The organism is Cupriavidus sp. CP313, assembly GCF_054072015.1.
This window is the reverse complement of the sequence record NZ_JBSVZB010000042.1, coordinates 1-18,818: the sequence shown is the minus strand read 5'-3', so window position 1 is coordinate 18,818 and position 18,818 is coordinate 1. Positions and strand designations below refer to the sequence as shown.

The 18,818-nt window shown below is 66.5% G+C and carries 15 protein-coding genes and 3 pseudogenes; 14 read left to right on the top strand and 4 right to left on the bottom strand.

Annotation, left to right across the window (positions count from 1 at the left end):
* Positions 1-52: 52 nt before the first annotated feature.
* The gene (locus ACW4E8_RS35990) at positions 53-1,087 is read right to left on the bottom strand and encodes a putative 2-aminoethylphosphonate ABC transporter substrate-binding protein (RefSeq protein ID WP_456808856.1); all 1,035 of its coding nucleotides are present in this window, start codon (positions 1,085-1,087) and stop codon (positions 53-55) included.
* 264 nt (positions 1,088-1,351) lie between these two features.
* On the opposite strand from ACW4E8_RS35990, the gene ACW4E8_RS35985 reads away from it, so the two are divergent.
* Together ACW4E8_RS35985 and phnA are read left to right on the top strand one after the other, a co-directional pair.
* Complete coding sequence (locus tag ACW4E8_RS35985; RefSeq protein WP_316156762.1) at positions 1,352-2,062, top strand: phosphonate utilization associated transcriptional regulator; 711 nt, start codon at positions 1,352-1,354, stop codon at positions 2,060-2,062.
* A 60-nt stretch (positions 2,063-2,122) separates the two neighbouring features.
* A complete protein-coding gene (gene phnA, locus ACW4E8_RS35980) occupies positions 2,123-3,385 on the top strand; it encodes a phosphonoacetate hydrolase (RefSeq protein WP_456808855.1) in 1,263 nt (420 codons plus the stop codon).
* A 54-nt stretch (positions 3,386-3,439) separates the two neighbouring features.
* Here phnA and ACW4E8_RS35975 read toward each other — a convergent pair whose 3' ends face one another.
* Positions 3,440-4,489 (bottom strand): RNA-guided endonuclease InsQ/TnpB family protein, encoded by a 1,050-nt coding sequence (locus ACW4E8_RS35975; RefSeq protein WP_456808890.1) that lies wholly within the window; start codon positions 4,487-4,489, stop codon positions 3,440-3,442.
* 89 nt (positions 4,490-4,578) lie between these two features.
* Between ACW4E8_RS35975 and phnY the strand changes: the two genes are divergently transcribed.
* From phnY to ACW4E8_RS35920, 11 genes and pseudogenes are all read left to right on the top strand, one after another.
* Positions 4,579-6,042 (top strand): phosphonoacetaldehyde dehydrogenase, encoded by a 1,464-nt coding sequence (gene phnY, locus ACW4E8_RS35970; RefSeq protein WP_456808854.1) that lies wholly within the window; start codon positions 4,579-4,581, stop codon positions 6,040-6,042.
* A 116-nt stretch (positions 6,043-6,158) separates the two neighbouring features.
* Positions 6,159-6,914: a DeoR/GlpR family DNA-binding transcription regulator gene (locus tag ACW4E8_RS35965; protein ID WP_456808853.1), complete on the top strand. Its 756-nt coding sequence runs from the start codon at positions 6,159-6,161 to the stop codon at positions 6,912-6,914.
* A 291-nt stretch (positions 6,915-7,205) separates the two neighbouring features.
* Positions 7,206-8,549: an NADP-specific glutamate dehydrogenase gene (gene gdhA, locus ACW4E8_RS35960; protein ID WP_456808852.1), complete on the top strand. Its 1,344-nt coding sequence runs from the start codon at positions 7,206-7,208 to the stop codon at positions 8,547-8,549.
* Between the two features lie 342 nt (positions 8,550-8,891).
* Positions 8,892-9,578 (top strand): hydrolase, encoded by a 687-nt coding sequence (locus ACW4E8_RS35955; RefSeq protein ID WP_316156766.1) that lies wholly within the window; start codon positions 8,892-8,894, stop codon positions 9,576-9,578.
* A gap of 60 nt (positions 9,579-9,638) precedes the next feature.
* On the top strand, positions 9,639-10,460 hold the full coding sequence (locus tag ACW4E8_RS35950; protein ID WP_456808851.1) for an alpha/beta fold hydrolase: 822 nt from the start codon (positions 9,639-9,641) through the stop codon (positions 10,458-10,460).
* Positions 10,461-10,465: 5 nt separating this feature from the next.
* Positions 10,466-12,406 (top strand): amidohydrolase, encoded by a 1,941-nt coding sequence (locus ACW4E8_RS35945; protein ID WP_456808850.1) that lies wholly within the window; start codon positions 10,466-10,468, stop codon positions 12,404-12,406.
* A gap of 34 nt (positions 12,407-12,440) precedes the next feature.
* Complete coding sequence (locus tag ACW4E8_RS35940) at positions 12,441-12,890, top strand: DoxX family protein (protein ID WP_456808849.1); 450 nt, start codon at positions 12,441-12,443, stop codon at positions 12,888-12,890.
* A complete protein-coding gene (locus tag ACW4E8_RS35935) occupies positions 12,887-14,521 on the top strand; it encodes an MFS transporter (RefSeq protein ID WP_456808848.1) in 1,635 nt (544 codons plus the stop codon). The genes ACW4E8_RS35940 and ACW4E8_RS35935 overlap by 4 nt, the downstream gene beginning before the upstream one ends.
* A 167-nt stretch (positions 14,522-14,688) precedes the next feature.
* Positions 14,689-16,148: pseudogene (locus ACW4E8_RS35930) on the top strand (aldehyde dehydrogenase family protein).
* A 39-nt stretch (positions 16,149-16,187) separates the two neighbouring features.
* Positions 16,188-16,475, top strand: a complete 288-nt coding sequence (locus ACW4E8_RS35925) for a XapX domain-containing protein (RefSeq protein ID WP_013953538.1) — start codon at positions 16,188-16,190, stop codon at positions 16,473-16,475.
* Positions 16,476-16,822: 347 nt separating this feature from the next.
* Positions 16,823-17,751, top strand: a pseudogene (locus tag ACW4E8_RS35920) (LysR substrate-binding domain-containing protein).
* Between the two features lie 12 nt (positions 17,752-17,763).
* On the opposite strand, the gene ACW4E8_RS35915 reads toward ACW4E8_RS35920, so the two are convergent.
* Both ACW4E8_RS35915 and ACW4E8_RS35910 read right to left on the bottom strand, forming a co-directional pair.
* The gene (locus tag ACW4E8_RS35915; RefSeq protein ID WP_456808847.1) at positions 17,764-18,120 is read right to left on the bottom strand and encodes a hypothetical protein; all 357 of its coding nucleotides are present in this window, start codon (positions 18,118-18,120) and stop codon (positions 17,764-17,766) included.
* Between the two features lie 17 nt (positions 18,121-18,137).
* Positions 18,138-18,473: a hypothetical protein gene (locus tag ACW4E8_RS35910; protein WP_456808892.1), complete on the bottom strand. Its 336-nt coding sequence runs from the start codon at positions 18,471-18,473 to the stop codon at positions 18,138-18,140.
* On the opposite strand from ACW4E8_RS35910, the pseudogene ACW4E8_RS35905 reads away from it, so the two are divergent.
* Positions 18,414-18,818: pseudogene (locus ACW4E8_RS35905) on the top strand (RNA-guided endonuclease InsQ/TnpB family protein); the annotation flags it as partial. The gene ACW4E8_RS35910 and the pseudogene ACW4E8_RS35905 sit on opposite strands and share 60 nt — an antisense overlap.

Here is an 18,818-nt window from a genome sequence, read left to right as displayed (position 1 = left end):
CGTCCTCTGCCCCGGGGGGCGAGGGCGCCGGTACAGGACGGCGCTCAGGCGCTCAGGGCTGCTTCTCCGACTTGCTGGCATAGCGCTTCTGCCACTCGGTCAGCACGCGTTCGCGGTTCTTGGCGATATGGCTGAAGTCGTTCTTGACCAGCATCTGCTCGTAGTTGGCCGGGATGGTCTCGATCTTCCTCGCCACGCCCGGATAGGCGACGATGGCCCAGTCCCTGGCAAACAGCTGGTTGGCCTCCTTGCTGGCCAGCCAGTCCATATAGCGCTGCGCGGCCTCCATCTTCCTGGTGCCCTTGACGATGCCGGCGGCCTCGATGTCGTAGCCCAGGCCTTCCTTGGGGAAGATCATCTCGATCGGCGCGCCCGAGGCCAGCGTCTTGTGCGCGCGCAGCTCGAACGAGATGCCGATCGGGAACTCACCCGAGCCGGCCTGCTTGCATGGCTTGGAGCCCGAATGGGTGTATTGGGCGATGTTCTCGTGCAGTGCATCCATGTACTTCCAGCCATCCTGCTCGCCATAGAGCTGCAGCCAGGCGGTCACGTCCAGGAAGCCGGTGCCGGAAGAGGCCGGGTTGGGCATCACGATGGTGCCCTTGTAGATGGGCTTGGCCAGGTCCTTCCAGGTTTCGGGGCGCGGCAGGTTGCGCTTCTTGGCTTCGATGGTGTTGAAGCAGATGGTGGCGCCCCAGACGTCCAGCCCCACCCACGACGGCGGCGTGGCCTTGTCGCTGTAGTCGCGCGTCAGCTTCTCGAAGCCCTTGGGCGCGTAGGGCGCCAGCATCCCTTCCTGCTTGAGCAGTTCCAGGCTGGACGCCGCCAGCCCGGCGATCACGTCGGCCTGCGGGTTGCTTTTTTCGGCCAGCGCCTTGGCGGTGATGACGCCGGTGGAGTCGCGCACGTATTTCAGTTCGATATCGGGGGCCACCTTGGCAAAGCCCTCGGCGTACGGCTTGAGGGTCTCGATCTCCCACGCCGTGTAGACGGTGAGGGTGGTCTTCTGGGCCAGCGCCGTACCGGAGGCGGCTAGCGCAAGCAGGGCGGCGGCGGTGCGCAGGGTGGATGTGAAGGACGGTTGCATGGGGACTCCTTCTGGCATTGTAGGTGGAGATATGTGTCAATTTGGTGAATATGTTGCATTGCCACGGGGCGTGCTGCACAACATTGAATCACCGTGAAACCCTTGTGCTACAACACTTGCAAGACATATGCCTGGCTTCTCGCGCTCCATACGTCACCATCTTCGCCACACCGATGTCTTGATTGTTGACAATATACAAACCGCTTGCTTTAATGGCAATAAGGATTTTCGATATTGCGCAATCCGTCACAAACGGGAGTTTTCATGTCACGCCAAGCACCGCTGGCGAGCGAAATCACCATCCTGCAGAGCCAGTCCCTGGCCACCCTGGTGCAGCGCGAACTGGAACTGCGGATCATGTCGGGCGACCTGCCCCCCGGCGCCAAGCTCAATGAGATCGAGGTGGCAGGGCAGCTCAATGTGTCGCGCGGACCGGTGCGGGAAGCCTTCCGGGCGCTGGAGCAGGCTGGCCTGCTGCGCACCGAGAAGAACCGCGGCGTGTTCGTGCGCGCCATCTCGGTGGAGGAAGCCGATGAGATCTATGAGCTGCGCGCGGTGCTGGACGAGTTCATCGGCCGGCAGCTGGCCGCCCGCATCACGCCAGAGAGCCTGCGCGAACTGCGCGCGCTGGTGGAATCACTGGGCGTCGCCAGCCAGGCGCGCGATGTCGATGAATACACGCGGCTGAACCTGGCGTTCCACGACCGCATGGTCGAACTCGCCGGCAACCGCAAGCTGCTGGATACCTACCGGCGCCTGGTCAAGGAGCTGACGCTGTTCCGGCGCGAAGCGCTCTCCGGCAGCCACGCCGCCATGCCCGACTCCACCCGCGAGCACCGCGCCATTGTCTCGGCGATTGCCGCGCGCGACGGCGAACTGGCCGCGCGCCTGATGCGCGAGCACGTGGAGCGCGGCCGCGCCCGCATGCACGCCGCGGTAGATCCGGCCAGCGCCGACAAGGGTGCTGCCGCCTGAATCCGACTGAATCCATTCAAAGTACCGACCCCGATCGCGCCCAAGCACAGGAACCCCAACATGCCTGACACCAATGCCCGCACCATTACCGTCAACCAGCGCAGCTACCGCTGGATGCAGCAGCCCGTCGTGGTGGTCTGCGTCGACGGTTGCGAGTTCGACTACCTGGAAGCCGCCGCCGCCAGTGGCCGCGCGCCCTACCTGAAGCAGCTGCTGGAAGCCGGCTCCGCCTTCCGCGGCGCCTGCGTGGTGCCCACCTTCACCAACCCCAACAACCTGTCCATTGTCTGCGGCGCGCCGCCCGCGGTGCACGGCATCTGCGGCAACTACTTCTTTGACCGCAGCGCCAACGGCGGGCGCGGCGAGGAAGTGATGATGAACGACCCCAAGTACCTGCGCGCCGGCACCATCCTGGCCGCGTTTGCCGACGCCGGGGCCAGCGTCGCCGTGGTGACCGCCAAGGACAAGCTGCGCCGCCTGCTGGGCCACGGCATGCAGGGCATCTGCTTCTCGTCGGAGAAGGCCGACCAGGCCACGGTGGAAGAGAACGGCATCGACGGCGTGCTCGAGCTGGTCGGCATGCCGGTGCCTGACGTGTACAGCGCGGAGTTGTCGGAGTTCGTCTTCGCCGCCGGCGTGCGCCTGATGGAAACGCGCCGCCCGGACCTGATGTACCTGTCCACCACCGACTATATCCAGCACAAGTTCGCACCCGGCACGGACGGCGCCAACGCCTTCTACGCCATGATGGACAAGTACCTGGCGCGGCTTGACGAACTGGGCTGCGTGGTCGCGCTGACCGCCGACCACGGCATGAACGCCAAGCACGACGACGCCACCAAGGCGCCCAACGTGATCTACCTGCAGGACCAGCTGGACGCATGGCTGGGCCGCGGCGTGGAAGACGGCGGCGCGCGCGTGATCCTGCCGATCACCGATCCCTACGTGGTCCACCACGGCGCGCTCGGGTCCTACGCCACCATCTATCTGCCCGACGATGCGGACCCGGCCGCGATCCAGGCCCGGCTGTCCGACCTGCAGGGCGTGGAAAGCGTGCTGACCAACGCCGAGGCCTGCGCGCGCTTCGAGCTGCCGCCCGACCGCGTCGGCGACCTGGTGGTGACCAGCGACAAGCATGTGGTGCTGGGCACCAGCCGCAGCCGCCACGACCTGTCCGGGCTGGACGCGCCGCTGCGCTCGCACGGCGGCGTGTCGGAGCAGACCGTGCCGCTGGTATTCAACCGTGCCACGGCCGGCATTCCCGGCAAGGCCCTGCTGCGCAACTTCGACATCTTCGATGTCGCGCTGAACCATCTGCACTGAGTGCATTGAGCCGTACCGAACTGACCGGAGGAGACTCTTGACATCCTCCCCTCCCTAAAGGGAGGAGATTCCCTCTGCAGGCGATCGATGTCCCGATCGGGCAAGGATATTTAGCGCAGCGTTCACATCGCGATCATGTACAGCACCGCATCGACTGCATACCCACTGCCTTATTCCGAGGTCTGCGATACCTTTCGGCCTCTCCGGCGGCATCGTGCCGCACGAAGAGCAGACCTGGGTGGTAAAACGTTCGTCGACTTCCTCGTACCACGCGCCATGCGCAATCGCCTTGTACGCGAGCATTGTGCGGAAGGACGACCAGCCCGCATCGAGGATGGACTTCGCCATGCTGGTCCTGGCGAGGCCGGCGGCATTCACATTACCCGCCGCGATGTAGTCGAAGTCCCGCACGATGCGATGCGAGAGCTTGTGCAGAAAGTCATGCCGCGCATTCTTGATGCGCGCGTGGAGGTTCGTCGTCTGTCGTTTCTTGCGCGCACGCTGGGTCTTGGCAAGGGCTTGCTCGAGTTGGCCAAGGTGACGCGGATTCTCGATCTTCTCACCAGTAGAGAGTGTCGCAAGGTGCTTCAAGCCGAGATCGATGCCGACGCCGCGTGCCGGGGAACGGGCCTGGGTGTCGGCAACTTCAATCACGATGTTCAGGAACCAGTTGCCTCGCGCGTCGCGGGAGAAATTCGTGCCGTCCTTGATCTTGCCCTCGGGAAGGGGCCTGCGGTTGAACACGCGAAACGTGTTGCCGGCAAAGCGGAATGCCTCACCCGAACGTTTGAGATCTCGCCCCTTGAGCGGCACCCAGCCGAGGGACCTGCGGCCGCGATAGCGCAGGTACCGGCGGCGGTGCTGGCTACGCGACTTGGCGTACTGCTCGCAAACCGCGTTGACGGTGCCGGAATGGATACGGAGTTCCTTGCTGCTGCCGGTGGTCAGCACGTTCAGATCGAAACCCGTGGGCCATTTCTTGCCCCATTTGAGCGCGTGCTTCTGCGTGTCATTGCAGAAGTTCCAGACGTAGTTCACCGCGCGGCTCTGCTGATTGAGCAGGCCGTTCAGCGACTTCACCCGGTAGCGATAGACAAGAAGCATGCCGGTCATTCTAATTTGGGATTGCTTGCTGCCGGCAGCACTCCTTTCACTCCCCGCCCTGAAGGGCGGGGTTTCTCGGAGCAAGTCTGATGAACGCCCCCCAATTCCCCGCTGGTGCCGTCAACCCCCATTTCCGCGCCGAGGCCCTGCGCATCGACGGCCAGAAGATCGTGCGCGAGCGCGTGATCGAAGTGCGCAATCCGTATGACGGCACGCGGGTCGGTACCGTGCCCAAGGCCACGCTGGACGACGTGCGCCGTGCCTTCGAAGTGGGCCAGGCCTACCGCTCCACGCTGACGCGCTATGAGCGCGCCGCCATCCTGAACCGCGCCGCCGCGCTGCTGCGCGAGCGCACTGAAGAAGCGTCGGACCTGATCACGCTGGAATCCGGCCTGTCCAAGAAGGATTCGCTGTATGAGATCGGCCGTGTCGCCGATGTGCTTGGCTTTGCCGCCACCGAGGCGCTGCGCGACGATGGCCAGTTGTTCTCATGCGACCTGACCCCCCACGGCAAGAAGCGCCGCGTGATGACCCAGCGCGAGCCGCTGCTGGGCGTGATCTGCGCCATCACGCCGTTCAACCACCCGATGAACCAGGTGGCGCACAAGGTGGCGCCGTCGATCGCCACCAACAACCGCATGGTGCTCAAGCCGTCGGAAAAGGTGCCGTTGTCGGCGTTCTACCTGGCCGACCTGCTGTATGAAGCCGGCCTGCCGCCGCAGATGCTGCAGGTGATCACCGGCGACCCGCGCGAGATCGCCGACGAGCTGATCACGCACCCCGCCGTGGACCTGGTGACCTTTACCGGCGGCGTGGCGATCGGCAAGTACATTGCCAGCAAGGCCGGCTACAAGCGCGTGATACTGGAGCTGGGCGGCAACGACCCGCTGATCGTGCTGGACGACGCCGACCTGGACCGCGCCTCGGACCTGGCGGTGCAGGGCTCGTACAAGAACTCCGGCCAGCGCTGCACCGCGGTCAAGCGCATGCTGGTGCATGAAGCCGTGGCCGCGCGCTTTACCGAACTGGTGGTGGAGAAGACCCGCGCGTGGAAATACGGCGACCCGATGGACCGCAGCGTCGACATGGGCACCGTGATCGACGAGCAGGCCGCGCAGCTGTTCGAGGCACGCGTCAATGAGGCAGTGGCGCAGGGCGCGCGGCTGCTGGTGGGCAACCAGCGCAACGGCGCCAGCTATTCGCCGACGGTGCTGGACCGCGTGGACCCGTCGATGACCGTGGTGCGCGAGGAAACCTTCGGGCCGGTTTCGCCGATCATCACCTTCCGCGACGTGGACGATGCCATCCGGATTTCCAACGGCACCGCGTTCGGGCTGTCCTCCGGCGTCTGTACCAACCGCATCGAGGATTTCACCAGGATCGCCAATTCGCTGCATGTGGGTACGGTCAACCTGTGGGAAGTGCCGGGCTACCGCATCGAACTGACGCCGTTCGGCGGCATCAAGGATTCGGGGTTGGGCTACAAGGAAGGCGTGCAGGAGGCGGCCAAGAGCTTTACCAACCTGAAGACGATTACGCTGCCGTGGGGGTGAGGGAGGGCGGCGCATCCCTGGCAAGCCGGCCACTGCGCCGGCTTTTTCCTGCATTGCGCTAGAATCGGCGCCCAACAGGTACTTTCCCGCCCATCGCGCCCCACTCCGGAGTCACCGTGCTCGCCGAACAACGGCAGAAATACATCCTCGACCAGCTGTCCGCCACCGGCGCGCTGGCCATCAGCGAACTGGTGACCGAGCTCGACGTCTCGCGCGAGACCATCCGGCGCGACCTCAACGCGCTGGCCGCGCGCGGCCTGCTGGTGCTGACCCACGGCGGCGCGCTGGCCTCTGACCGCACCGAGCCCGACACCCAGACCCGCGCCGCGGTCAATGCCGAAGGCAAGCGCGCCATCGGCGTGCGCGCCGCCGAGCTGGTGCGCGACGGCGCCTCGCTGATCCTGGACTACGGCACCACCACCCACGCGGTGGCGCAGGCGCTCCATGGCCACCACAACCTGCTGGTCTACACCAACGACCTTGCCATCGCCCAGCTGCTGGGCCGGCGTAACGGCAACCGGGTGATCGTGCTGGGCGGGGAGCTGCAGGACAACGAAGACGCCACGCACGGCTGGGACACCATCGAACAGCTGTCGCGCTACCACACCGACTTTGCCTTTGTCGGCATCGGCGGCGTCACGCCGCGCGGCGAGATCTGCGACTTCTCCCGCGCCGCGGCGGAGCTGCGCAGCCGCATGCTGCTGGCCGCCGACGTGGCCTGCGTGGTGGCTGACCATACCAAGTTCGGGCGCAATACCGGGGTCACCATCAAGCATTTCGAACTGGCTGCCTGGCTGATCACCGACATGGCGCCGGAGCCCGAACTGGGCGCAGCGCTCAAGGAACGGGGCACCAAGCTGCTCATCGCCTGAAGGCCGGGGAGCCCACCCGACGGACACAGCGCTGTCCGCTGATCGCACGGAAATCCCCGCCTCCTGCACCGGAATGCGGCTTTCACGCCGCTGTCACAGGTGTTTTGACTGTCGTGTGCCCCACGTTGGTGCTAAAGTGCTGTGTTGTCTGACAGGCACGGCCCGCCGTGAATGTGCAGACAACCGGAGGCCACCCACCTTCCATCGGCGCAACGCCAGACGGCACCACAGACCGGCACCAAGCCGGCAAGGCTGCCGGATCCAGCCACTCCAGCACAGCAAGAGACATCCGTGAATTCTCCCTCCCTTGACGCATTCCTGGCGGGGGTTGCCCGCCGCGACCCTAATCAACCTGAATTCCTCCAGGCCGTGAAGGAAGTGATGATGACGCTCTGGCCCTTTGTCGAGCGCAATCCGCGCTACGCCGACCAGGCCCTGCTTGAGCGGCTGGTGGAGCCCGAGCGCGTGATCCAGTTCCGCGTGGCCTGGACCGACGACCAGAACCGCGTGCAGGTCAACCGCGCCTTCCGCGTGCAGCACAGCTCGGCCATCGGCCCGTTCAAGGGCGGCATGCGCTTCCACCCGACCGTGAACCTGTCGGTGCTGAAGTTCCTGGGCTTCGAGCAGACTTTCAAGAACGCGCTGACCACGCTGCCCATGGGCGGCGGCAAGGGCGGCTCGGACTTTGATCCCAAGGGCAAGTCCAACGGCGAAGTGATGCGCTTCTGCCAGGCGCTGGTGACTGAGCTGTTCCGCCACCTGGGCCCGGATACCGATATCCCCGCTGGCGACATCGGCGTGGGCGCGCGTGAAGTGGGCTTCATGGCCGGCATGATGAAGAAGCTGTCCAACCAGTCTGCCTGCGTCTTCACCGGCAAGGGCCTGGCCTATGGCGGCAGCCTGATGCGTCCGGAAGCCACCGGCTACGGCACGGTCTACTTCGCCCAGGAAATGCTGCACAAGCGCGGCCGCGCTTTTGATGGCCTGCGCGTGCTGATCTCCGGCTCGGGCAACGTGGCCCAGTACGCGGCCGAGAAGGCGATCGAGCTGGGCGCCACGGTGCTGACGCTGTCCGATTCCGGCGGCGTGCTGCACTACCCGCAGGGCATGACCACCGAGCAGCTGGCCGAAGTGATGGCCTTCAAGAATGAGGAGCGCGGCCGCCTGTCCGACTTTGCCGCCCGCCGCGGCATGACCTTCGAAGCCGGCCGCACCCCATGGCACGTGCCTGCAGACGTGGCCCTGCCGTGCGCCACCCAGAACGAGCTGGACGGCAACGACGCCGAGACCCTGCTTGGCAATGGCGTGATCTGCGTGGCCGAAGGCGCCAACATGCCGTCGACGCTGGAAGCCGTGGACCGCTTTGTCGATGCGAAGATCCTCTACGCCCCGGGCAAGGCCAGCAATGCCGGCGGCGTTGCCACTTCCGGCCTGGAAATGTCGCAGAACGCCATGCGCCTGTCCTGGCACCACGCCGAGGTCGACGAGAAGCTGCACGCGATCATGAAGGACATCCACCAGAACTGCATCCACCACGGCCAGAAGGCGGGTGGCTATATCAATTACGTGGAAGGCGCGAACATCGCCGGCTTCGTCAAGGTGGCCGACGCCATGCTGGCGCAAGGCGTGATCTGAGCTGAAGTTCCGGCCGGCGCAATGCCGGCCGTTGCCGGGCGGGTGCAGGCACGCACCCGTCTGGCGCATCTCCCCTCGATTCCCCCCCAGGCAGTACCCATCCCGCAGCGCTGGGCAGCGTCCCCCATGCTGTCATCCGCCGCCACGGCCCGCCGCCCGGCTGCATCTCCCGATTATTCGCAAACCGCGAACACTGTCCTCGGACTTTGCCCCGTAGTCAGTGCAAGGCACCTTGCCTACTATGCACACACACCAAGCGAATGCCACTGGTGAACGAATATAGCGGTAGCAATCACTAACGTGCAAGCCAGCCTATCCAGGCGCCCCTGACCGGAGATCATCATGACGAACCCCAAGCTCGAAGTCCTGACCCCGCAAAACAGCCAGATCATCTTTATCGACCACCAGCCGCAGATGGCCTTCGGGGTGCAGTCGATGGACCGCCAGGCCCTGAAGAACAACACCGTTGGCCTGGCCAAGGCGGCCAAGATCTTCAATATCCCGACCACCATCACCACCGTGGAAACGGAGTCGTTCTCGGGCTTTACCTACCCGGAACTGCTGGACGTGTTCCCCGACCACAAGCTGCTGGAACGCACCTCGATGAACTCCTGGGACGACCAGAAGGTGCGTGATGCCCTCAAGGCCAATGGCCGCAAGAAGGTGGTGGTGTCCGGCCTGTGGACCGAGGTCTGCAACAACAGCTTTGCCCTTTGCGCCATGGCCGAAGGCGACTATGAGATCTACATGGTGGCCGATGCCTCCGGCGGCACCTCGAAGGAAGCCCACGACTACGCCATGCAGCGCATGGTCCAGGCCGGCGTGGTGCCGGTCACCTGGCAGCAGGTGCTGCTGGAATGGCAGCGCGACTGGGCCCACCGCGACACGTATGACGCGGTGATGAAACTGGTCAAGGAGCACTCGGGCGCCTACGGTATGGGAGTGGACTACGCCTACACCATGGTCCACAAGGCCGCGCAGCGCACCGCCACGCCGCATGAGGCACTGGCCGCCGTGCCTGCCCGCTGAGCCGGCACTGAACCCGCCGCAAGCTCACCCGATCCCTTGATTGCAGCCAGGAGCCCCATCATGAGCATCATCACGACGCAAGACGGCACGCAGATCTTCTACAAGGACTGGGGCAGTGGCCAGCCCGTGGTCTTTTCCCACGGCTGGCCCCTCAATGCCGACGCGTGGGACGCGCAGATGTTGTTCCTGGTGCAGCAGGGGTTCCGGGTGATCGCTCATGACCGCCGCGGCCATGGCCGCTCGGACCAACCGGCGCAGGGCAACGACATGGATACCTATGCCGATGACCTGGCGGCGCTGCTGGACGCGCTTGACCTGCGCGATGCCACGCTGGTGGGCCATTCCACCGGTGGCGGCGAGGTGGCGCACTACATCGGCCGCCATGGCACCGGCCGTGTCGCCAAGGCCGTGCTGATCGGCGCGGTGCCGCCGATCATGCTCAAGACCGCGGCCAACCCCGGCGGGCTGCCGATCGATGTGTTCGACGGCATCCGCAAGGGCGTGGCCGACAACCGCTCGCAGTTCTACCAGGACCTGGCGACGCCGTTCTTCGGCTTCAACCGCCCCGGCGCCAAGGTCTCGCAAGGCACCATCGATGCCTTCTGGGCGCAGGGCATGGCAGGCGGCATCGTGGGCCAGTACGCCTGCATCAGGGAATTCTCGGAAGTCGACTACACCGAGGACCTGAAGAAGTTCGACGTGCCCACGCTGATCCTGCATGGCGATGACGACCAGATCGTGCCCATCGAGGCTTCGGCGAAGCGGTCGGTGGAACTGGTCAAGGGCGCGACCCTCAAGGTGTATCCGGGCGCTTCGCACGGCATGTGCGTGGTCAATGCCGACCAGGTCAACGCCGACCTGCTGGCCTTCCTGAAGGCCTGAGCCCGATGTCAGTCACCCGCCGGCAATTTATCGCCTCGGCCGCCGCGCTCGGCGCGGCGCCTCTCTCGGAGAGCTTCGCCATGTCGCCTGGCAGCCAACCCAGCCTCATCCTCGTCAACGGCAAGTTCGCCACGCTCGACAAGTCCAAGCCGCAGGCGGACGCTGTTGCGATCCGCGACGGACGCTTCGTTGCCGTCGGCACGCGCCAGGACATCATGAAGCTGGCCGACGCGCAGACGAAGGTGGTCGACCTGAATGGCCGGCGGGCCATTCCCGGGCTGATCGACAGCCATATGCATATCATCCGCGGCGGCCTGAACTACAACATGGAGCTGCGCTGGGACGGCGTGCGCTCGCTCGCCGACGCCATGCGCATGCTGAAGGACCAGGTCGCGCGCACGCCAGCGCCGCAATGGGTGCGGGTGGTGGGCGGATTCACCGAGCACCAGTTCGCCGAGAAGCGGCTGCCCACCATCGAGGAACTGAATGCCGTGGCGCCCGACACCCCGGTCTTCATCCTGCACCTGTACGACCGCGCCATCCTGAACGGCGCCGCGCTGCGCGCGGTGGGCTACAACAAGGACACCCCGAACCCGCCCGGTGGCGAGATCGCGCGCGATGCGCGCGGCAATCCCACCGGCCTGCTGCTGGCCAGGCCCAACGCCACCATCCTCTACGCCACGCTGGCCAAGGGCCCGAAGCTGCCGCCTGAATACCAGAAGAACTCCACGCGACATTTCATGCGCGAGGTCAATCGGCTGGGTGTCACCGGCGTGATCGACGCCGGCGGTGGCTACCAGAACTACCCCGAGGACTACAGCATCATCGAGGAACTGCACAAGGCAGGGCAGCTCACGGTGCGCCTGGCCTACAACCTGTTCACGCAGAAGCCCAAGGAAGAGCTCAGCGACTTCAAGACCTGGGCCTCCAAGGTGAAGCCCGGCCAGGGCGACGACCTCTACCGCCACAATGGCGCCGGCGAGATGCTGGTCTACACCGCTGCCGATTTCGAGGACTTCCGCGTCGAGCGCCCCGAGTTGGCGCCGTCGATGGAAGCCGACCTGGAGCCGGTGATTCGCCTGCTGGCCGAGAAGCGCTGGCCGTGGCGCCTGCATGCCACCTATGACCAGACCATCTCGCGCGCGCTGGACGTCTATGAGAAGGTCGCCAGGGAGGTTCCGTTCAATGGGCTGAACTGGTTCTTCGACCACGCCGAGACCATCTCCGACCGCAATATCGACCGCATCGCCGCGCTCGGCGGCGGCATCGCGGTGCAACACCGGATGGCCTACCAGGGCGAGTACTTTGTCGAGCGCTACGGTGCGCGCGCGGCCGAGGCGACGCCGCCGGTGAAGAGGATGCTGGAGAAGGGCGTCAAGGTCGGCGCCGGCACCGACGCCACGCGCGTGGCCTCTTACAACCCGTGGGTGTCGCTGTACTGGCTGACCACCGGCAAGACCGTGGGCGGCATGTCGATGTACCCGCAGGCCAACCTGCTCGACCGTGAGACCGCGCTGCGGCTGTGGACCGAGGCCAATACCTGGTTCTCGTCCGAAACCGGCAAGAAGGGCCAGATCAAGGCGGGCCAGCTGGCCGACCTGGCGGTGCTGTCCGCGGACTACTTCAGCGTGCCGGGCGACGAGATCCAGGACATCACCTCGGTGCTGACCATCCTGGGCGGCGAAGTGGTCTATGGCGACGGCGACTTCAGCAAGCTGTCGCCCGCCATCCCGCCGGCCATGCCGGACTGGTCGCCTGCCCGCCACGGCAGCCAGTACCAGCCGCGCCCGCAAGCCCAAAAGCTGGCCTTGAACACGGCCTGTGGCTGTGCCAGTTCGTGCGGCGTGCACGGCCACGCGCATGCCAGGGCCTGGACGGCCGGCGTGCCCACCTCGGACGAGAGTACGTTCTGGGGCGCACTGGGTTGCTCATGCTGGGCGTTCTGATGCCGCTGCGTTGCCGATACGAGGAGACCCGACCATGACTGCCCATCCCATCCTCCCCACGGCGGGCGCAGCGGCCGCGCCCGGCGCGCCCTCGGCCTGGCTGCGCTGGCTGGCGCTGCTGGCACTGTCCGCGCCCTACCTGCAGGGTGGACTGGTCAAGGCGGCTGACTTTGGTGCCGCCATCGCCGAGATGCAGCACTTCGGCCTGGCGCCGGCCGCGCCGCTGGCGGCAGCCGTGATCGTGCTGGAACTGGGCGCGGCCATACTGATGCTGAGCGGGCGGCTGCGGTGGCTGGGCGCGCTGGCGCTGGCCGTCTTCACCGTGCTGGCAACCTTTGTCGCCAACCGCTTCTGGCAGGCGCCGCCGGATGCGCGCTTCGGGCAGGCCAACGCCTTCTTCGAGCATATCGCGCTGGCCGGCGGCCTTTGCCTGGTGGCCTGGGAAGACCTGCGGCAACGCCGCGCGGCCAGGGGCCAGGCATGAGCCCGGCCGCCAAGCCCGCGCCGATCCCCGCTGCCGCCGCCCCGGCCGGCGGCAGCTTCGCGCCGCTGGCGCATGGCACCTTCGCCGTATTGTGGGCGGCGACGGTGCTGGGCAATATCGGCAGCTTCATGCGCGATGTGGCCAGCGCCTGGCTGGCGACTGACCTGTCGGGCTCGCCTGCCGCTGTCGCCATGATCCAGGCGGCCGGCACGCTGCCGGTGTTCCTGCTGGCGATTCCCGCCGGCGTGCTGTCTGACATCCTCGACCGGCGCCGTTTCCTGATCGTGATCCAGGTGGGGCTGGCAATGGTCAGCGGTTCGCTGATGCTGCTGGCATGGCAGGACGGGCTGACCATCGAGCTGCTGATCGGCCTGGCTTTCCTGGGCGGCATCGGCACGGCGATGATGGGGCCGACCTGGCAGTCGATCGTGCCGGAGCTGGTGCCGGCCAGTGAACTGAAGCCGGCGGTCGCGCTGAACTCGCTGGGCGTCAATATCGCGCGCGCCATCGGGCCGGCCGCGGGCGGCCTGTTGCTGGCCGCGTTCGGCGCGGCGGCCACCTATGGCGCGGACGTGGCCAGCTATCTGTTCGTGATTGCCGCGCTGCTGTGGTGGAAGCGCCCGGCACGTGCCGAAGACCCGCTGCGCGAGCATTTCTTCGGTGCCTTCCGCGCCGGCGTGCGCTTTGCACGGGCCCACAGCAAGCTGCATGTGGTGCTGCTGCGCGCGGCCTGCCACTTTGCGCTGGGCAGCAGCGTGTGGGCGCTGCTGCCGCTGGTGGCGCGCCAGATGCTGCACGGCGGCGCATCGCTGTACGGCATGCTGCTTGGCGCGGTCGGCGTGGGTGCGATCCTGGGCGCGCTGGTGATGCCGCGCCTGCAGAAACGGCTGGACCTGGACCAGCTGATGCTGGCCGCGGCGCTGGCTACCGCGGCGGTGATGGCGGTGCTGTCGGTGGCGCCGCCGGCATGGGTCGCCATGCTGGCGCTGCTGCTGCTTGGCGCCGCGTGGATCCTGGCGCTGACCACGCTGGCCGGCACGGCCCAGGCGATCCTGCCCAACTGGGTGCGCGGCCGCGCGCTGGCGGTCTACCAGATGGTGTTCAACGGCGCCATGGCGCTGGGCAGCCTGGTGTGGGGCTTTGTCGCGCAGGGGCTGGGCACGCCGGCCGCGCTGATGATCGCCGCGGCCGCACTGTGCGTGGCCGGGGTCGTCATGCACCGCGTGAAGCTGCCGCGTGGCGAGGAAGACCTGGGCCCGGCACGGCACTGGCCCGCGCCCGAAGCCGCCGAGGAAGTGGCGCACGACCGCGGCCCGGTGATGATCCTGATCGAATACCGCGTGCGCGCGGCCGAGCGCCAGGGCTTCCTGCACGCCATCCACAAGCTGTCCGAGGAACGGCTGCGCGACGGCGCCTTCAGCTGGGGCGTGATGGAGGACCCGGCCGATGCCGAGGCCTACACCGAGTGGTTCCTGGTTGAATCCTGGGCCGAGCACCTGCGCCAGCACGAACGCGTGCCGCACGCGGATGCCGACCTGCAGCGCGAGGTCGCGCGCTTCCACACCGGCGAAGGGCCGCCGCGGGTGCGGCACTTGCTGGGCATTGGGCGGCCGCCCGCCACCCCGGGCTGAGGCCGCAAGCGACCTGTCCAGCCAACCACACGACAACAAATGTCCGCTGGTTTGCTCCCCTCTCCCGCTTGCGGGAGAGGGGGGGAGAGGGCAGGCGCTGGCTGACCTCTACGCCTTGCTTCACCCGCGCCCCGCGCAAGCCACCGCCCGCCACCCCAAGGACTCCCATGCACAACCAGCTGTTTATCGATGGCCGCTTCGTCGACGCCCTCGACGGGGACACCCTCGACGTCGTCAATCCGCACGACGGCAGCCTGATCACGCGCGTGGCCGCGGGCGCGCAACTCGATATCGACCGCGCCGTGGCCGCGGCGCGCCGCGCCTTTCCCGCATGGTCGCGTCTCGCCGCCGGCGAACGCGGCAGGCTGCTGGCGCGGCTGGCCGATGCCATCGAGGCCGACACGGGGCTGGCCGAACTCGAAAGCGCCGACACCGGCCATCCCATCCGCGATGCGCGCGGCCTCGACGTGCCGCGCACTGCGGCGTGTTTCCGTTACTTCGCCGGCATGGCCGACAAGATCGAAGGCACCGTGGTGCCGGTCGAACCCGGTTTTCTCAACTATGTGCAACGGGCCCCGGTCGGCGTGGTGGGGCAGATCGTGCCGTGGAACTTCCCGCTGATGTTCGCCGGCTGGAAGCTGGGGCCGGCACTGGCGGCGGGCAATACGGTGGTGCTCAAGCCGTCGGAGCTGACGCCGCTGTCCGCGCTGCGCGTGGCGGCGCTGGCGGCCGAGGCCGGTTTTCCGCCGGGGGTGGTCAACGTGGTGCCTGGCTTCGGCAATGTGGCCGGGCAGCGGCTGGCCAACCATCCCGACGTGGACAAGATCGCCTTCACGGGGTCCACTGCCACCGGGCGGCGCATCGTCGAGGCCTCGCGCGGCAACCTCAGCGCATCCAGCTTGAGCTGGGCGGCAAGGGCGCCAATATCGTCTTTGCCGATGCCGACCTGGATGCCGCGGTGGCGGGCGCGGCCTGGGCCAGCTTCCACAACCAGGGCCAGGCCTGCATTGCCGGCTCGCGCCTGCTGCTGCATGAGGACATCGCCGATGCCTTCCTGGAGCGCTTCGTGGCGCTGGCGCAATCGATCCGCGTGGGCGATCCGGCCGACCCCGCCACCGAGATGGGGCCGCTGACCTCGGCTTCCCATCGCGACCGCGTGCTGGAGTATGTGGAGATGGCACAGGCCCAGGGCGGCACCGTGCTGGCCGGCGGCAAGGCGCCCGCCGACCCCCGCCTGCGCCAGGGCTTCTATGTCGAGCCCACCGTGGTCGCTGCGCGCTCGCAGGACCGCATCGCCCAGGAAGAGGTCTTCGGCCCGGTCGTCACGGTACTGCGCTTTGCCAGCGACGGGCAGGCGCTGGCCATCGCCAACGCCACGCAATACGGGCTGGGCAACGGGCTATGGACGCGCGACCTGGCCCGCGCGCACCGCCTGGCGCGCGATATCCGCGGCGGCATGTGCTGGGTCAACTGCTACAAGCGCGTCCATCCGGGCAGCCCCTTCGGCGGCGTGGGCGAATCCGGCTACGGGCGCGACATGGGGTTCGAGGCGATGCACGGCTACACCGAGTCACGCTCGGTGTGGATCAACGTGGATGCCGGCATTGCGCCGCACTTTGCGCGCTGAAGCCCGCGCGGCACCACGAATCATTTCATGGAGAAGGCAATGAAGCTCTATCTGGTATCACTGGCCGCCGGCATCCTGGTCGGCATCATCTATGCACTGTTGCAGGTGCGCTCGCCGGCGCCGCCGGTGGTGGCGCTGATCGGCTTGCTGGGGATGCTGATCGGCGAGCAAGTGGTGCCGCCCGTCAAGCGCCTGCTGGCGGGCGAGCCGGTCACGGTGGCCTGGTTCCGTGGCGAGTGCGTGCCGAAGATCACCGGCGCACCGGCGGCGCCGACGGCGGCACGCCCGGCAGCGCAGGACGCCGGGGACCAGCCGCAGGCGCACTAGGCATTGCGCTAGCAGTCCTGCAGCGTGCGCCACGGCGAGGCGGCCGGGACCACCAGCGCCATTGACGCGCATACCTGGTGTGGCCGTCGGCCTTGCTGCGCGCCACGATGCCCGTGCCGATGGCGCCGCCCGGCACCAGGCGACGGCGATGCAATGCAAGGATCTGCATGACGGATCTGCCCCTCGTTCGCTATGATTGCCGTCGAACTGCCTTCTGATCGCGGCCGGGATGGCGCCGCGCCCCACCGCTGTGCAGGCAACCGCGGCTCGTTGTCAGTCTTGCCGGCCCGGCGAGGGCTCGATGGCAGCACTGCCGTGGGTCATGATCCTCTTCGCACGGGTTTGCCATGGACCGTTTTCTCAGTATCGAAGCCTTTGTCAGGGTCGCGGACACGCTAAGCTTTGCCGAGGCCGCGCGCCAGCTCGGCGTGACCAATTCCGTCGTCAGCCACCGCGTGCAGCAGCTCGAGAAGTACATCAACGCGCCGCTGTTCCATCGCAGCACGCGGCACGTGCGCCTGTCGGAAGTGGGCGGACCTACTACCGTCAATGCGCCGACGTGGTCGCCAACCTGGCCGACCTGACCGACCAGATGCGCGACCTGCGCGCCACCCCGGCCGGGCGCCTGCGCATCCAGGTGCTGCCCGGGTTTGCCATCCGGCACTTCGCCGACATCCTGGCCGGCTTCAGCCAGCAGTATCCGGATATCGAACTGGATATCGTGGTCAACGACCGCGTGGTCGACCCGATCGAAGAAGGCTTCGACGTGGCCTTCCAGATCTTCGCGCCCCAGAACGACTCGCTGATCTCGCGGCGCCTGTTCACGCTGCGCCGCATCTTCTGCGTGGCCCCGGCGTTCATCGAACGCTGGGGCAAGCCGGAGCGGCCGGCGGACCTCATCTGCAGCAAGGTGGCGCTGTACTCCGCCTACCCGACCCGCAACAAGTGGATGTTCTCGCGCGATGCCGAATCGGTCGAGATCGATCTGGCCCCGCGCATGCGCACCAACTCCGTCCACCTGCTGCGTGACTACGCCGTCAGCGGCGCCGCCGTGGTCTGCCTGCCCACGCTGGTCGCCAGCGAAGACCTGCTTGCCGGCCGCCTGGTGCCGGTGCTGCACGACTATTCGCTGTCGTCGTTCGAGTTTGCCGCCGTGTACCCGGCCACGCAGCGGCAGGCGCTGAAGGTGCGGGTGCTGGTGGACTACCTGGCGGAAAGCCTGCAGGGCGAGCCGCCGTGGGATGTGCCGTTGATGGAGAGGGGATGGGTGCGGTGAAGGGGGGGCAAGTCAATGCGACAGGATTTCACTACCGCGGACAGATGTCGGGAAACACCAATAGCCGTTGGGACGATGAAGAACAGGCGGCGATGGCGCCAATTGTCCCGACAGTGAATCTCGTCCCCGTGTGCCAGGCTCGGTCCCGTAGATTAGGGGTGAGTTGGTGCCATGGGCAATCGCACCACACCGGCGATGCGCCAGAGGCGGAGTCGCAGCATTCATTTCTGTTGCCGACAGATGGTTGATATAACGCCCGGAAACGGTATCTGCCCGCTCGATTTCTTCAAACGTGAGCGCCTTGGCCCATGCGCCGCAGCACACGCTGGCCAGCGCAAGCATGGCCGCAGTCTTCCCTGCGTCGTGCATTGGTGTTCTCCTTGAAGTCAAAGGTGATCCTGATAGCGACTGGCGATGCCTTGGCACGCACGCCACAGCAAGGGATCGCCAGCACATGCGCTCGCCGTCGCCACGATACGTCTCAGGTTAGTCGCGGCTTTCGGGGCATGGTGTCTGTAGATTCCTACGGTTGACGTGAATTTGGCCTTTTCGGGTACTGAAACGTCTTCCGGATCAATGGAATTTTCTGGTTGCGTTCGGTACGGTGATCGTGCCCCCTGCTTGTCCTCGGGTACCGCCTGGGCCATTGTAAAATTCCGGCCATGCAACGCATCCAAGCCTTCAAGTACGAACTGATGCCGACCGGCGATCAGCAGCGCCAAATGCGCGCTTCGCTGGCTCGTGCCGTTTCGTGTTCAACAAGGCGCTGGCGTTGCAAAAGGAAAATCACGACGCGGGCGGCAAGTTCATCGGCTATGTCGCGATGGCGAAGCATCTGACGGCGTGGCGCAACTGCTTGGGGACGGCTTGGCTGAAGGATGCGCCCGTCCATCCGCTGCAACATGCGCTCAAAGACCTCGAAGAAGCCTACAAGAACTTCTTCGAGAAGCGGGCCGACTTCCCGCGCTTCAAGCGCAAGGGGCAACGCGACAGCTTCCGCTACCCCGACCCGAAACAGATCAAGCTCGATCAGGCCAATGGCCGCCTCTTCCTGCCCAAGCTGGGCT

Coding starts and splice junctions, on each gene's coding strand:
- ACW4E8_RS35990 (WP_456808856.1), bottom strand. CDS start 1,087: ATGCAACCGTCCTTCACATCCACCCTGCGCACCGCCGCCGCCCTGCTT.
- ACW4E8_RS35985 (WP_316156762.1), top strand. CDS start 1,352: ATGTCACGCCAAGCACCGCTGGCGAGCGAAATCACCATCCTGCAGAGC.
- phnA (WP_456808855.1), top strand. CDS start 2,123: ATGCCTGACACCAATGCCCGCACCATTACCGTCAACCAGCGCAGCTAC.
- ACW4E8_RS35975 (WP_456808890.1), bottom strand. CDS start 4,489: ATGCTTCTTGTCTATCGCTACCGGGTGAAGTCGCTGAACGGCCTGCTC.
- phnY (WP_456808854.1), top strand. CDS start 4,579: ATGAACGCCCCCCAATTCCCCGCTGGTGCCGTCAACCCCCATTTCCGC.
- ACW4E8_RS35955 (WP_316156766.1), top strand. CDS start 8,892: ATGACGAACCCCAAGCTCGAAGTCCTGACCCCGCAAAACAGCCAGATC.
- ACW4E8_RS35950 (WP_456808851.1), top strand. CDS start 9,639: ATGAGCATCATCACGACGCAAGACGGCACGCAGATCTTCTACAAGGAC.
- ACW4E8_RS35945 (WP_456808850.1), top strand. CDS start 10,466: ATGTCAGTCACCCGCCGGCAATTTATCGCCTCGGCCGCCGCGCTCGGC.
- ACW4E8_RS35940 (WP_456808849.1), top strand. CDS start 12,441: ATGACTGCCCATCCCATCCTCCCCACGGCGGGCGCAGCGGCCGCGCCC.
- ACW4E8_RS35935 (WP_456808848.1), top strand. CDS start 12,887: ATGAGCCCGGCCGCCAAGCCCGCGCCGATCCCCGCTGCCGCCGCCCCG.
- ACW4E8_RS35925 (WP_013953538.1), top strand. CDS start 16,188: ATGAAGCTCTATCTGGTATCACTGGCCGCCGGCATCCTGGTCGGCATC.
- ACW4E8_RS35915 (WP_456808847.1), bottom strand. CDS start 18,120: ATGCACGACGCAGGGAAGACTGCGGCCATGCTTGCGCTGGCCAGCGTG.